General features: G+C 35.7%; 10 protein-coding genes. 5 read left to right on the forward strand and 5 right to left on the reverse strand.

Features of this window, described 5'->3' with window-relative positions:
• Positions 1–71: 71 nt before the first annotated feature.
• Positions 72–1,427: a UDP-N-acetylmuramate--L-alanine ligase gene (locus I130_RS13955; RefSeq protein WP_034924475.1), complete on the reverse strand. Its 1,356-nt coding sequence runs from the start codon at positions 1,425–1,427 to the stop codon at positions 72–74.
• A gap of 61 nt (positions 1,428–1,488) precedes the next feature.
• A complete protein-coding gene (locus I130_RS13960; protein WP_034924477.1) occupies positions 1,489–2,370 on the reverse strand; it encodes a tetratricopeptide repeat protein in 882 nt (293 codons plus the stop codon).
• A gap of 210 nt (positions 2,371–2,580) precedes the next feature.
• Here I130_RS13960 and I130_RS13965 point away from each other — a divergent pair, with 210 nt between their 5' ends.
• The 3 genes from I130_RS13965 to I130_RS13975 are packed head-to-tail and all read left to right on the forward strand — an operon-like array spanning position 2,581 to position 10,393.
• Entirely contained in the window at positions 2,581–7,794 is a 5,214-nt protein-coding gene (locus tag I130_RS13965; protein WP_034924480.1) for a gliding motility-associated C-terminal domain-containing protein, read from the forward strand.
• A gap of 24 nt (positions 7,795–7,818) precedes the next feature.
• The gene (locus I130_RS13970) at positions 7,819–8,760 is read left to right on the forward strand and encodes a type IX secretion system membrane protein PorP/SprF (protein ID WP_034924484.1); all 942 of its coding nucleotides are present in this window, start codon (positions 7,819–7,821) and stop codon (positions 8,758–8,760) included.
• Positions 8,761–8,773: 13 nt separating this feature from the next.
• Complete coding sequence (locus I130_RS13975; protein ID WP_034924582.1) at positions 8,774–10,393, forward strand: OmpA family protein; 1,620 nt, start codon at positions 8,774–8,776, stop codon at positions 10,391–10,393.
• A 296-nt stretch (positions 10,394–10,689) separates the two neighbouring features.
• Here the strand turns inward: I130_RS13975 and I130_RS13980 are convergent, their stop codons facing one another.
• From I130_RS13980 to I130_RS16515, 3 genes are read right to left on the reverse strand one after another with little or no spacing between them, the layout of a single operon-like run.
• Positions 10,690–11,211 (reverse strand): DUF4136 domain-containing protein, encoded by a 522-nt coding sequence (locus I130_RS13980; protein ID WP_034924487.1) that lies wholly within the window; start codon positions 11,209–11,211, stop codon positions 10,690–10,692.
• Between the two features lie 60 nt (positions 11,212–11,271).
• Entirely contained in the window at positions 11,272–12,279 is a 1,008-nt protein-coding gene (obgE, locus tag I130_RS13985) for a GTPase ObgE (RefSeq protein ID WP_034924489.1), read from the reverse strand.
• A 56-nt stretch (positions 12,280–12,335) separates the two neighbouring features.
• Positions 12,336–13,442: an adenylate kinase gene (locus I130_RS16515; protein ID WP_083932930.1), complete on the reverse strand. Its 1,107-nt coding sequence runs from the start codon at positions 13,440–13,442 to the stop codon at positions 12,336–12,338.
• 133 nt (positions 13,443–13,575) lie between these two features.
• On the opposite strand from I130_RS16515, the gene I130_RS13995 reads away from it, so the two are divergent.
• Positions 13,576–14,736 carry a 5-(carboxyamino)imidazole ribonucleotide synthase gene (locus tag I130_RS13995; protein ID WP_034924492.1) on the forward strand — a complete coding sequence of 387 codons (1,161 nt, stop codon included), beginning with the start codon at positions 13,576–13,578 and terminating at the stop codon, positions 14,734–14,736.
• Positions 14,737–14,866: 130 nt separating this feature from the next.
• On the forward strand, positions 14,867–15,349 hold the full coding sequence (gene purE, locus I130_RS14000; protein ID WP_034924494.1) for a 5-(carboxyamino)imidazole ribonucleotide mutase: 483 nt from the start codon (positions 14,867–14,869) through the stop codon (positions 15,347–15,349).
• Positions 15,350–15,460: the final 111 nt, after the last annotated feature.

A 15,460-nucleotide genomic window follows, 5' to 3' on the forward strand; every position in this document is an offset into this window, starting at 1 on the left:
TTATTTATATAAATATAAACAAATCAAGCAATTATGAACCAAATTCTAATTATTTCGACAAAATGAACCTCCTAAGAAATCCAACTTTTGATCTCATTAAAATCTAATCCGCCATAGTTCCCGCTACTCATAAGTAATAAAACTTTGTTTGAGTATTCTATATTCTTTAGATGAAGTTTAAAATCATCAGAATTGATAAAAATCTTTAAATGTGAGTTTCCAAAAGCTTCAAATATCTGTTCTTCTGTGATTGGAGGTAACTTTTTTATTAGAAGAGCTTCCGGAGAGAAAAAAACTATAGCTTCATCAGCACTATTCAAACTGGACTTATATTGTTTTAAAAATTCAGGAGTCAGACTACTATAAGTATGCAACTCCAAACATGCTACAACTGTTTTATTTGGATATTGATCTTTTACCGCATTAGTTGTGGCCATAACCTTAGAAGGACTATGGGCAAAATCTTTAAACACTAAGGTATTATTAGTATCTACTATTTTCTCTAATCTTTTAGAGGCCCCTTTAAAAGTTGAAATAGCTTGATAAAAATCATCTTCATCTACACCCATATGCTGACAAATCCATTTTGCTCCAGCTAGATTATTAAGATTATGAGCTCCAAACAATTCAATTGGCAAATCTCCTTCGGGAGTGTTTAAAACTGTGATTCCATCTTCTATAGAATATTCTGGAGTTTTATATCCATGTTTTCGAATTTCATTCGTTGTATTCTCTGCAATTCTAACAAGTTCAGGATCTTCCTCGTTATAAACTAAGATACCTCCACTTACAATAGAATCAACAAAGATTTCGAATTGCTCTACATAATTTTCATAAGTAGGAAAAACATTAATATGATCCCAGGCAACTCCACTTAATAAAGCAATATTTGGTTTATAAAGGTGGAATTTTGGCCTTCTATCTATTGGAGAAGATAAATACTCATCTCCTTCTAATAAAATAAAATCATTTTCTTCTGTTAAGTGAACCATGTTGGTAAACCCCTCCAATTGCGCACCAACCATAAAGTCTATTTCCTTACCGTTATAATGTAAAACATGCAGAATCATTGAGGTAATTGTGGTTTTCCCATGGGAACCTCCTATTACTACTCTAGTTTTGTTCTTGGATTGTTCAAACAAAAATTCTGGATAAGAATATATTTTGATTCCTAACTCTGTAGCTTTTAGCAATTCTGGATTATCACTCTTAGCGTGCATACCCAAAATAATAGCATCAAGTTCTTTCGAAATTTTCTCTGGGAACCAACCATTTTTCACGGGCAATAAACCATCTTTTTCTAATTTAGATTTAGATGGCTCAAAGATGGCATCATCGCTTCCTGTAACTTTATATCCTTTGTGATGTAATGCCAAAGCCAGATTGTGCATAGCACTTCCCCCAATAGCAATAAAATGAAGATTCATGTAATACAATTTGAGGCAAATATAGGTATTCTAGCATATTAAAATGCTGTAAAACGCTCAATTATAGTTCTTGAATTCTCTTCTTTTCATCCATGGCTTCATTAAAATCAGCCTTAAGCGTTAGAGCCTTATCGATATATGCTAATGCATCTTTTTTATTGCTCATATTAGCCAAGATTTGAGCTTTACGCAGGTACACCCACTCCATGGAATAAATATCCTTATAACTGTAGTTTTTTGCATAAGTATCAAGCAATTGTATGCCATATTGAGATTCCAAATTGAGCTCAGCAGCGACTTTTCCTAATTCATAATTAAGAGAATTGGATTTTAAATTATCGCTGGCACTTCTATACTTATTAAAAGCATTTTTATAATAGACCAAAGCCTCCTGAATATTCACACTCTCTTTTACAATAAATCCCTTTGCTAAGTAAGCATTAACAGGACTTACCTCCTTTAGTTGGTTAGCATACATCAAAGCTTTTTCCTCGCTCCCACCTAATAATCCAGGTAACTTAATATATAGTTCTACAAGAGCCCGTCTAGACTGAATTTGAGAGCGATCTTGCTCTGCAGCCAAGGCTAAATGCTTCTTAATATCTGGAATATAAACGACCGCTTGAAATTTGGAAACACTTAAAGCTTTCATACCTAAAGCTCCACCATATTTAAGATTAAAACCAGCATTTTCCGGATTAGTAACAACCAATTTTTTGTAATAAGAAATAGCTAAATCCCAGTTTTTCTCGAAACTTGCAATATCTCCAAGTAATTCGAATACCTTAAGATCTGCATTATTCTTATTAACCTGTTCATTAAGAAGGGACTTAGCTTGGGTAAGTTTTCCTTCATCCAAATAAGAAATTGCCCTTTCCGAAATAGATTGAGAATAGGACCAAGCAGTTGATAATATAAGACACAAAAACAAAGTATTTTTCATAAAACCTAATGTAAGAAATTATTTGCTTACATAATTCTTACCATACAGCTGCCTGAGTATCAGATTAACAAAACATTAACAGCAACGTTTCTTCATGTTAAATAAAAGCCTAAAAATAACTATATTGTTGAAAAAAATTCTAATATTTGTGTTGCCTTATGCGGCCATTTATTAACTAAATATTTTAATGTTAAACTTAACACCTAGCCTATGCAAAATTTTACTTTAGGAAAGAAAGGGTATTCTATGCTTCTTTTTGCCCTAGTTTTATTAATTGGAAGCACCACTTCCTATGGACAATGTCCGACGCCCGCTGGCACAGATTCCAATCAGGAATTCTGTTTTCTAGCAACCGTTGAAGATATTCAGACAGACGGTTCTGCTGTATTTCAAACTGCAGATAATCAAAATGACACGCAGCCAATACCTTCAGATGAATTATTGTCTGGTATAATTAAGACTGTTGATGGGAAGACTTATTCTGAGAACACTTATTATATTGGCGGACAATCAGGAAGCTGCACTAGAGTACCTGTAGTAGTTAAAGTTTATTTTGAAGACTATCCAAATAATAGATTGGTACCAGGGGAAAACAGTTTCACTATAAGCCCTTGTGAATCAAATTTTACAGCAGAGCAATTGGCTACCTATTTTGATCCAATTACTGGTTATGAAATTAGAGTTTATGAAGAAGAATTTGGGACTGTTCAAGCAACTGGACCATTGACTCCAAACGATAGTTATTTTGTTGGACAAGTATCTAGCTCTGGAAATTCGAGGCCAGACAACTGCCCTTCTTTAAGAGTAGCTGTAGGATATGATCCACAACCAACTCCTCCTCCCACTGCTCAAACTCCTCAAGCTTTTTGCGACGGTGCTACAGTAGGAGATTTGGAAGCTCAAGGAACTTCACCAAATACCCAGGCTATAAGATGGTATAGAACTGCTAACTCATTTCAACCTTTACCAAATGGCACAATTTTGTTGGATGGTGCAACTTATTACGCTACCCAAGTAATCAATGATAGAAATAGCCCGTTACCTCCATGTGAGAGCGACACGAGAACTGCTGTTACGGTAGAAATTCAATCCACTAGTTTCAATGAATCAACTCAAGCTTTCTGTGAGTCTGTAGGATCGGGTAATGATTTTAGAATGCCACAAGTTCAAGATCTCTCACCTCAAGGTGGAACGTTTTATGCTGAATCTAATTCTGCTACCCCATTGGATCCTACAACGGATTTAGTTGAAGGTGAAGATTATTTCAATAGAAATACTGGTGATGATTGTACCCAAGATAGGATTACTGTAAACTTCTTTGACACACCAAATGCAGGAAGTACTACTTTTACTTCAGCTTGTACAAACGAAGCACCTTTTGATTTAGTAAGTAGGATAAATGATTCTCAATTAGGTGCTCCACAAACAACAGGTTTCTTTACACCTGCACTATCTTCTGGAGATAACACTTTTATTCCACAAGATTACGCAGCTGGAAATTACACTTTTACATATACTGTACCCGGCAATACTAATTGTCCAACAGACACTTCGGTAATAAGCGTAGAGGTTCAACAAGCTCCTAATGCTGGTCCAGATCAAACTATAGAATTTTGTCAGAATGAAATTGAATCTTTAATCGGTTTAGCAATAAATGACCCAGCTGCAGCAGAAGCGATTATTACTCAAAGAATAACTAATGCAGATCTAAACGGGAATTTTGAGACTGATGATTTACAGAATATTGCTATTGCATATGCACAAGCAGTAAATTCAAATACATTTCCTTTTACAACTCAAGCAACATATACTGTAGATAATAGTAATTGCTCAGATTCTGCTATAATTGGTGTACTCGTAAAGGAATCTCCAAATGCGGGAGATGACAGCAGTGTTACCTTAAGCACAGAGCAAGATCCTGTTAATTTATTTTCTTTTATTCAAGGAAATCCAGATACAGGTGGAACATTTTCGCCAGAAAATGCAAATGGAGACTTAAATCCGGCAGATTATACTCCGGGCGATTACACCTTCAGGTATACCGTATCTTCTAACGGATGTTCAGATTTTTCTGATTTAACCGTTACAATTACAAATGAAATTATTTGCCCTGTAATTGAAGATACCACCCAAGAATTTTGCGAATCGATTTCTGATGTAGATGGAAATAATCCAAGGAGACCTCAGGTTAGAGATTTATTGCCAATGAATATCACATGGTATGCAACAGCTGATTCAGACGATGCTTTATCTCCAAATGAAACTCTTAGGGATAATGAAGACTATTTTGCAGGTAATGCAAATGGAGATTGTCCTAATAGAGAAAGAGTAAATGTTCAAATAGGCATCGCGCCAAATGCTGGAGCTACAACAAACATTACTGCATGTAGAAACGAAGATCCTTTCGACATTGTTAGTAGGTTAAACCCTTCAATATTAGGGCCTGCAATGTCTGGAGGAACAGTAACACCAGCATTTGCTAGTGGTACAACTGTATTCAACCCATCTATAGATGCTGCGAGACAGTACACATACACAGTAAACAGTGAATTTGGGAAATGTGAAGATGATTTTACTTTTGTAAACATCACTATTACAGAACCTGTTCCTGTAAATCCAGGTAACATCACTGGTCAACCAGTATGTTCCAGTGATGACCCAATAATGCTTGCAGGATTCTTAACTGGTTCTGGAGCAACTCCTGGAGGAACATTCTCTGGTATTGGAGTTAACGCAGAGGGAACAATGTTTGACCCTTCTGTTGGACCAAATGACAATGGTTATACTATTACATATACGGTAAATGAAGATGATACAGATGCATGTGTGTCCGGTGAAGATAGTTCAACTTTTGTTTTAACTGTTATACAGGGACCATACGCAGGAGATAACACCACTAGAGAGGTAAATCCTAATGACCCAGCTTTTAATTTATTTGATGTTTTAGTTGCTGATAGTTCAAGTATGCCAGATGCCAACGGAACTTTTTCTTCACCAAACGCAAATGGTGATTTCGATCCTTCAACTGGAAATGCAGGAACCTATACTTACACCGTTACCAATCTAAACGGATGTATTGATACAGCTGACATTATAATTACATTTACAAACGAAGTTATATGTCCTCAAATTGCGGATACAACTCAAGAATTCTGTGAATCGATTTCTGATGTAGATGGAAATAATCCAAGGAGACCTCAGGTTAGAGATTTATTGCCAATGAATATTACTTGGTATGCAACAGCTGATTCAGATACCGCTTTATCTCCAAATGAAATTCTTAGGGATAATGTAAACTATTTTGCAGGTAATGCAAACGGGGATTGTCCTAATAGAGAAAGAGTAAATGTTCAAATAGGAAGAGCCCCAAATGCTGGAGCTACAACAAACATTACAGCTTGCACTTCAGACGTGTCTTTTGATATCGTAGATAGATTAAATCCTTCAATATTAGGAGCTGCAATGTCTGGAGGAACAGTAACACCAGCATTTGCTAGTGGTACCACTGTATTTAATCCAGCAGTAGATGCTGCTAGACAATACAGATACACTATAACTAGTGAATTTGGGAAATGTGATGATGATTTTACATTTGTGAACATTAATTTTACTCAAGCTACCCAAGCTGAAGTGGGAGTTATTGCAAATCAAGAAACCTGTGTAGAAGGAGAAGTGATCTCGCTTGCAACATTATTAAATGCTGATACTACATCTCTTGGTGGAACTTTTAGTGGAACAGGAGTATTAAATGGAATCTTTGATCCAGCATTAGCTGGTGCAGGATTGTTCACTATTACATATAATGTAAATGGTGATATCATTTCTTGTACAAATGGAAATGCTTCAGGAACGTTCACAGTTAATGTAACAGAAGAAGCTACTACAGCAATAGTTGGAACTATTCCAAATCAAGAAACTTGTGTAGATGGTGATGCTATATCACTTGGTACTTTGTTAAATGTTGATACAACTTCTCTTAACGGGACATTCACTGGAACAGGAGTAAACAATGGAATATTTAATCCAGCAGTAGCTGGTGCAGGCTTGTTCACAATTACTTATAATGTGAATGGTGATAATAATCCTTGTATCGATGGAAATGCTTCGGGAACGTTTACAATTAATGTAACAGAAGAAGCTACTACAGCAATGGTTGGAACTATTCCAAATCAAGAAACTTGTGTAGATGGTGACGCTATATCACTTGGTACTTTGTTGAATGCTGATACAACTTCTCTTAACGGGACATTCACAGGAACAGGAGTAAACAATGGAATATTTAATCCAGCAGTAGCTGGTGCAGGATTGTTCACAATTACTTATAATGTTAACGGTGATAATAATCCTTGTATCGATGGAAATGCTTCAGGAACGTTCACAATTAATGTAACAGAAGAAGCTACTACAGCAATTGTTGGAACTATTCCAAATCAAGAAACTTGTATAGATGGTGATGCTATATCACTTGGTACTTTGTTAAATGCTGATACAACTTCTCTTAACGGGACATTCACAGGAACAGGAGTAAACAATGGAATATTTAATCCAGCAGTAGCTGGTGCAGGTTTGTTCACAATTACTTATGATGTTAATGGTGACAATAATCCTTGTATCAATGGAACTGCTTCAGGAACGTTCACAATCAATGTGACTGATCCTGCCGATTCTCCAACAGCTGAAACAAGTCAATCTTTCTGCCTTATCGATAATCCAACAGTTGGAGATATCGTTGTTGTAGGAGATAATATTGTTATCTATTCTGATGCTGACTTAACAGAGGTGGTTGATGCTACAACTGAATTAGTAAGCGGAATGATTTACTATACAGTATCAACTAATGATACTGGTAGTTGTTCTTCTGATGCTACAGTGATTTCGGTTACAATTACAGATCCTTCAGCTCCAGCACTGTCTATTGAAGGTAATGAGTTTTGCAGAAGTGATAATCCTACTGTTCAAGACTTAATCAACAACTTCACTGGCTCTGGAGTTTTAGTATACACTTCATCTACTGGCGGTTCAGCTATTTCAGCGACAACCCCTTTACAAAATGGAGCAACATATTATGGAGCTTCCGTAGATGGAACTACAGGCTGTGAAAGTTCAGAGAGACTTGCAGTTGTTGCTAAAGTTGAATTCTGTGGGATCCCAGAAGGATTTTCTCCTAATGGTGATGGAAAAAACGACATGTTTGTAATTCCTGAAATTGCTGAAAGTTTCCCAAATTATTCTATTGAAATTTTCAATAGATGGGGTAATGTGGTCTTCAAAGGAAATGCGAGCACAGGAGACTGGGATGGTATTTCAAATCAGTCAGGAACCTTAGGAAATGATGTTTTACCAGTAGGTGTATACTTCTATATCCTAAATTACAACGACGGACAAACATCTCCGGTACAAGGAAAATTATACTTAAGTATATAACTAAAGGATAAACATTAGAAAGAAATGAAAAATAATATAACAAAATTCTTAATTTTTACAGGCATTATCCTTATTTCCTTTCAAGGAATGTCTCAGCAAGACCCCCTATACACTCAATACATGTATAACATGAGTGTGTTAAACCCTGCTTACGCTACGGATGATGCCGGAATGTTAAAGATGGGTGGTATATATAGATCTCAATGGGTAGGAATTGACGGTGCTCCAAGCACCGCCAGTTTCTTTGCTCACACTCCGGTGAGTGAGCGAGTTGAACTTGGTATATCCATAGTTCACGATGAAATTGGTGACTGGGTAAAGGAAAATAACATTACTGCAGATTTTGCGTATGTTTTACCTTTAAATGAAACCAATAAATTGTCTTTGGGTATAAAAGGTGGATTATCCACTTTTGATGCTAACGTATCAGGTTTAATTTTAAACCAATTAGATGATCCAGCTTTTCGTGAGAACATAAATGAAGTGTTTCCCGTAGTTGGTGTTGGAGCTTACTTTTTTGGAGAGAAATACTATGTTGGTCTTTCTGCACCAAACCTTCTTACTTCTAAACATTTAGAGAACGAACAAGGTTTAAGAACTCTTGGAGAAGAAAACATTCACTATTTTGTAACTGGTGGATATGTTTTTGACATCAATGAGGACTTCAAATTAAAGCCTGCTTTTATGGCTAGGGGTGTACAAGGAGCTCCATTATCTGTGGACATTACAGCAAATGTTTTAATGTTTAATAAATTAGAAGCTGGTTTAGGATACAGATTTGGAGATGCTATTACCGGACTGGTTAATTTCGCAGTAACTCCACAAATTAGAGTTGGATATGCATATGACAGAACCACATCTAATCTTGGAGATTACAACGATGGAACCCACGAATTCCTTTTGTTATTCGATCTAGACCTATTCGGATTGTCTAAAGGATATGACAAATCACCTAGATTCTTCTAAAACCAAAAACAACATGAAAAAATTATATAGTTTTATATTAATAGCGGTAATTAGTTTCTCAGGTTTTGCCCAAAATTCTGAGATTAAGAAAGCCGATAGATTTTTTGCCCAGCGAGCATTTATGGATGCTAGTGATGCTTATGAGAACGTAAATGATAAAAGCCAAGAAGTTCTTCAAAATCTTGCAGACTCATACTTTTATACCAATCAGATGCAAAATGCATCTGAGGTATATAAGAACTTGTTTCTGAAGTACGGAGAAGAAGTTGTAGCAGAATACAAATTTAGGTATGCACATGCTTCAATGGCAGCTGGTAATCATAAGGAAGCTGATAAGTATTTTTCGGAATTCTCTGGTAATGAATATGACTTTGAGAAATTTAGAAAAGAATTAGATACTACTGTTTCCCACGTATTTACTTCTAACCAAGTAATGAATAATGCTGCTTCTGCAGATTTTGGAATCTCTTTTTATGGAGATGATAAAGTGATTTTTGCTTCTACAAGAAATGCAGAACGTCCTTTGTATCCTTGGAACAAAAAGCCAACTTTAGATTTGTACACTGCAACTACAGACGACGAAGGTCAATTAAGCGAAATTGTACTTTTCCCAGGTGACATCAATACTGACTCTCATGAAAGCTCTGCTACCTTTAGCAAAGACGGAATGACAATGTATTTTGATAGAACTAACGATAAGAGAGTAAAAATAGAAGATGACAAGATTGCTCATATCAGCCTTTACCGTGCACAAATGGTAGATGGAAAATGGTCAAATATCGAAGTTCTTCCTTTCTCTAGTGATTCCTACTCTGTAGAACACCCAAGTTTAAGTGCAGATGGTAAAAAGTTATACTTTGCCAGTGATATGCCAGGAACAAATGGTTCTTTCGATATCTATATGGTAGATGTTAATGAAGATGGAACTTTTGGATCTCCTCAAAATCTAGGAGCTGGAGTTAACACTGCTCATAGAGAACAGTTTCCTTTTATTAGTGAAGAAGGAGTTCTTTACTTCTCTTCAGATGGACATAAAGGTTTTGGTAACTTAGATATCTACAAGTCTGAAGGTGATTTTTCTGAAACTAAGAACTTAGGAGCGACTATCAACAGCGGATTCGATGATTTTGCATACGTTGTAAAAGAAGGAGAAGACACAGGATGGTTTGCATCTAACAGAAGAGGTACAGATAATCTTTACAATTTCTTAAGAGAAGACTACACGCCTCCTGTTGTGGAAATTGACGAAAGAGAAACAAATTCTGAAACTGGAAGACAACAATTAAAAGATGTTGGAAACATTTATTTTGACTTTGATAAAGCAACCATCAAAAAAGAATCTGAGGTTACCTTAGATAAGGTTGTTACTATCATGAAGAAATACCCATCATTAAATATTGAAGTAGGATCTCATGCAGATGCAAGAGGAACAGATAGCTATAACATGGCTCTTTCTGAAAGACGTGCCGCTTCTACTTTAGAATACTTAGTAAATCATGGTATTGAAAGGGATCGTTTAACCTCTAAAGGTTATGGAGAAACCATGCCATTGAATGATTGTACTAAACCAACCGGATGTACTAATGAGCAATATGCTAAGAACAGACGTAGTGAGTTTACTATCATGAACTGAAAAGTTGTAACTAACTAATCAAGAAAAGCCCCAAGAAATTGGGGCTTTTTTTATTTTAAATTCTAAATGTGCTTTGAAATTTTAATATGTTAATCGAACAATAGCTCGTCTCTTACTTTTTGTTTTTCAACCTGAGATAGAAACGTTATTATTCACATAAGCTGCCGATAAAAATATTGCTGAAATATTATAGTGTTCAATAGGGAGTTAATATTAAATCTGAGATCTTGTAATTTACAGCGAAGCGGTTATTTGTCTTTAATTGGACATTACTATTTGGAACTGTTGAGCAGATTTTATTTATTAGGTGGATACCCTTCCAATGCCTTTTGAACGATAGCTCTCAATTGATTTTCACGCTCTTCTGGAGATCCATTTCTAGCAAAAGGACTATCTACAATCGCTTGCCAAATCAAAGCATCTGTTTTCACGTTTATAAAATCAAAAGTTACTCTTAAATAGGTATTAGACCCACCTAATGGGATTCCACCAGAAACTCCAACCCCAACATTTCTGCCAGACCCTCCTACTCCAATCCCAATATTATTCCTACTCGGTTCTTCATAAGAAGTTGAATAAAAATTTAGATAAACATCTGGTATTTCTGAAGAAGAAAAATTGATCTCATTCATTTCTGAATTCAGCACATTGATCATTCGCTGTTCATCTAATTGACTTAGATTAGATTTTAGATCTGGATAGATTTGATAGGTATTAATGGAAGTAAATTCCATTTTCTGATCATAGTCATATGTTGCTCTAGGAGCATTACAAGAAGTGACTATAAGTAATAAAAGAAGAAATTTAAAATTTTTCATGGGATGATTTTTACTTAAAGTTAAGCAAAAATCATCCCATGAAAAGATTGATTAAAAAATTTAAGAGTCTTCGGTATTCAGCATTTCCCAAAGTTTATCCTTTAGCTCCATCAAACCTTGCTGCGCTACTGAAGAAATAAATAGGTAAGGTGCCTTAAGGCCTTTATCTAAAATCACTTTCAACTCGGCTTTCAATTCTTCATCTAACATATCACTTTTAGAAATAGCAATTAGTCGATCCTTATCCAGCATTTCAGGATTATATCTTCTAAGTTCATCCAAAAGGATCTCATATTGTTTTATAATATCTGGTGCATCAGCAGGAACTAAAAATAACAAGGTAGAGTTACGTTCTATATGGCGTAAAAATCTATGTCCAATCCCTTTACCTTCCGCAGCACCTTCAATGATCCCAGGAATATCTGCAACCACAAAAGTTTTAAATTCTCTATATTCTACTATACCTAAATTAGGTTTTAGAGTAGTAAATTCATAATCGGCGATTTTTGGTTTCGCCGCAGTAATTACAGACAGTAGAGTAGATTTTCCTGCATTAGGAAAACCAACCAATCCAACATCTGCCAAAATTTTCAACTCTAAAGTAACATCTACCTCTTGCCCATCTATTCCAGGCTGTGCATATCTCGGAGTTTGGTTTGTAGATGATTTAAAGTTCCAGTTACCCAGACCACCTTTACCACCTTGTGCTACAATACGTTCCTCCCCATCATCGGTGATCTCAAACAAGATCTCTTCTGTCTCTGTATCTCTCACCACGGTTCCCAACGGAACCTCAATGTATTGATCTGCTCCATCTGCACCAGAACTTCGCTGCTTAGATCCGTGAGACCCATGCTCTGCTCTTGCGTGCCTTTTAAATTTAAGATGAAAAAGTGTCCAAAGACTCTTATTACCTTTCAGGATAATATGACCTCCACGACCACCATCACCGCCATCTGGCCCACCTTTGGTTATATATTTTTCCCGACGTAAATGCGCAGACCCCTGCCCTCCTTTTCCGGAAGCAACGTGGATCTTAACATAATCTACAAAATTCCCCTCTGTCATTGTCTTCTATTTTTTTTGCGATCTCACAATCGGTTGTAATAATTGTTAACTGTAATCTATAAAGAATCTATCACTTTGCTAATTCTCTCTGTGATTTCTGGAACTGATCCTACTCCATCCACTCCAAAATATTTATCTTCCTTAAGATAAAATTGCTTTAGAATAGCAGTTTCCTCATAATAGATATGAATTCTATTTCTTATAATAGCTTCATCTGCATCATCTTTTCGTCCAGATGTTTTTCCTCTTTCTAATAGACGTTCTACTAGGACCTCATCATCTACTTCTAAAGCAATCATTGCAGAAACTTCGGTAATCTTTTCTTTCATTAACTCTGCAAGAGCTTCTGCTTGAGCAACAGTTCTTGGAAAACCATCAAAAATAAATCCGTTGGCATCTGGATTTGTATCTACTTCTGCGCCCAACATTTTAATAGTAACATCATCTGGAACTAATTGCCCTTTATCCATAAAGGACTTAGCGTGCAATCCAAGCTCAGTTGCATTCTTAATATTATATCTAAACACATCTCCAGTAGAGATATGTACCAGTTTATATTTTTCCTTTAAAAAGTTCGCTTGGGTTCCTTTTCCTGCACCCGGAGGGCCAAATAACACCAAATTTGTCATGTTCTCTTCTTTAAGTTTATAGACTTCAGTTAGATTCCGGCCTAGACCATTATAATCTAATCCATATCCCACAATAAAATCGTTGGGGATTTCTAATCCTATATAATTTATTTTGAAATTTTTCTGATATGCTTTCGGCTTAAAGAACAAAGATGCAATGCGAACATCAGCAACATTTTCCTTTTCCATTATTTTATAAATGGCAGCTAATGTGATTCCTGTATCTACGATATCCTCAATTATTATTACCTGTCTATTTTTTAAAGATATATTCAAACCTACTAGGGTTTCTACATTCCCCGTAGTTTCTGTACCCTTATAAGACTCTAACTTTACAAATGCAACCTCACAATCTCCTTCAAAACGCTTTATGATTTCTGAAGCAACCATGAAAGCACCATTTAAAACAGCCAAAAATACAGGCGTTTTCCCTTTATAATCTTGGTTGATGTTTAGTGCCATTGCATCTATAGCAGCGGTGATTTTTCCTTCAGAAATAAAAGGCTCGAACTTAAGATCGTGTAATTGGATCACTATTATAAATTTTAAAGCAGCAAAGATAGGGATTCTTATCATCCTAACCCCTTAATAAATAAATGCATTTGTGTTACAATCTTTGGACTATTCCATCTTAAAAAATTATTTTTGCGTAAACATCGGAATCGCTATGAATAATTATTTTTCTTCAGAATTTAAGTTAGGTATTTTAGGTGGTGGACAACTCGGTAAAATGCTTCTGTATGAAACCAGAAAACTTGATATCCAAACCATTGTGATGGATCCAAGCGATGAGGCTCCCTGTAAAATATCAGCAAATACTTTTATCCAAGGAGACTTAATGGATTATGATGCTGTTCTTGATTTTGGCAGAAAAGCAGACCTTGTAACCTTCGAAATAGAATCTGTTAATATTGAAGCTTTAAAACAACTAGAAAAGGAAGGCATTAAAGTATTTCCTTCTTCCAATACTTTAGAGAAGATAGGTGACAAAGTTATTCAGAAGCAATTTTACCTAGATAATGATATTGCAACTGCTGCTTTTTCCGCCTTTAATTCTAAACTAGAATTACTAAAAGCTTTTAATGAAAACCAAGTTTCATTGCCATTTGTATGGAAAAGCGCTACCGGTGGTTATGATGGAAGAGGTGTAATGATTGTGAAATCTCAAGAAGATTTGGATCAAATCCCAGAAGGAAAATGTTTAGCGGAAAAATTGATCCCGTTTAAAAACGAATTAGCAGTTATTGTAGCTCGAAACCCTTCTGGCGAAGTAATCTCCTACCCTGTGGTAGAAATGGAATTTCACCCAGTTGCCAATCAAGTGGAATATGTGATATGCCCAGCGAGAATAGAAGCATCTATTTCAGCAAAAGCCAGACAGTTAGCAGAAAAGGTGTCTGATGCATTTAGACATGTTGGATTGTTAGCTGTTGAAATGTTTTTAACTCAAGATGATGAATTGGTTGTAAATGAAGTAGCACCCAGACCGCATAATAGCGGCCATTATAGTATTGAAGCTAGTTATACAAACCAGTTCGAGCAACATTTAAGAGCGATTTTGGATCTACCTTTAGGAAATACTGAGAGCAAAGTTGCTGGAATAATGGTAAATTTATCTGGGGAAGAAAATTATACAGGCCCTCCTATTTATAAAAATATGGAGCAAATACTGAAAATACCAGGTGTAACTCCTCATATATATGGTAAAAAAGAAACTCGCCCATTTAGAAAAATGGGTCATGTTACCATAGTAAATAAAGACATTAAGGAAGCAAGAACTATTGCTGAAGAGGTTAAAAAGACTCTAAAGGTAATTAGCAAAAACTAACTATATAATTAGATTGATATAAATCAAAAACCTCCGGGCAAGTCTAAGAGAAATGAACTGGTAAATATTTTAAAAATTCTAGGCAAACCTCTAGAAATCAAACCCTCAATGAGGGATTAAAACATAACTAATGAGTAAAGTAGCGGTAATAATGGGTAGTACGAGTGACATGCCTGTAATGCAAGAAGCAATAGATATTTTGAAAGGTTTCGATATTGAGGTTGAAGTAGATATTGTTTCAGCACATCGCACCCCAGAGAAATTATTTGAATTCAGCAAATCTGCACATACTCGTGGGATAAAAGTAATTATAGCAGGGGCAGGCGGAGCAGCACATTTACCAGGAATGGTAGCATCATTATCCCCGCTTCCAGTTATTGGTGTTCCAGTAAAATCGAGTAACTCTATAGATGGTTGGGATTCTGTTCTATCTATCCTACAAATGCCAGGAGGAGTTCCAGTAGCTACGGTCGCATTAAATGGTGCAAAAAACGCAGGAATTCTTGCAGCTCAAATATTAGGAAGTTCAGATAAATGCATGCTGGACAAGATATTAGTCTACAAAGAAGGTTTGAAACAAAAAGTGATTGAAGGAGCTAAAACTATTAGATAGCAAAAAAGCCACAATAAATGTGGCTTTTTCTGTAGTACTTCTTCGTTAAAATTATCATTTATTAACCATTCTAAATATATTATTCCAAACTATTAAGACTACTTACTATAA

This window comes from Gillisia sp. CAL575, assembly GCF_000403785.1.
In the GTDB taxonomy this organism is placed as follows: domain Bacteria; phylum Bacteroidota; class Bacteroidia; order Flavobacteriales; family Flavobacteriaceae; genus Gillisia.

What these genes read in the sequence shown, in the direction of transcription:
- I130_RS13955 (WP_034924475.1), bottom strand. Translation starts at nt 1,427, where the DNA reads ATGAATCTTCATTTTATTGCTATTGGGGGAAGTGCTATGCACAATCTG.
- I130_RS13960 (WP_034924477.1), bottom strand. Translation starts at nt 2,370, where the DNA reads ATGAAAAATACTTTGTTTTTGTGTCTTATATTATCAACTGCTTGGTCC.
- I130_RS13965 (WP_034924480.1), top strand. Translation starts at nt 2,581, where the DNA reads ATGCAAAATTTTACTTTAGGAAAGAAAGGGTATTCTATGCTTCTTTTT.
- I130_RS13970 (WP_034924484.1), top strand. Translation starts at nt 7,819, where the DNA reads ATGAAAAATAATATAACAAAATTCTTAATTTTTACAGGCATTATCCTT.
- I130_RS13975 (WP_034924582.1), top strand. Translation starts at nt 8,774, where the DNA reads ATGAAAAAATTATATAGTTTTATATTAATAGCGGTAATTAGTTTCTCA.
- I130_RS13980 (WP_034924487.1), bottom strand. Translation starts at nt 11,211, where the DNA reads ATGAAAAATTTTAAATTTCTTCTTTTATTACTTATAGTCACTTCTTGT.
- obgE (WP_034924489.1), bottom strand. Translation starts at nt 12,279, where the DNA reads ATGACAGAGGGGAATTTTGTAGATTATGTTAAGATCCACGTTGCTTCC.
- I130_RS13995 (WP_034924492.1), top strand. Translation starts at nt 13,576, where the DNA reads ATGAATAATTATTTTTCTTCAGAATTTAAGTTAGGTATTTTAGGTGGT.
- purE (WP_034924494.1), top strand. Translation starts at nt 14,867, where the DNA reads ATGAGTAAAGTAGCGGTAATAATGGGTAGTACGAGTGACATGCCTGTA.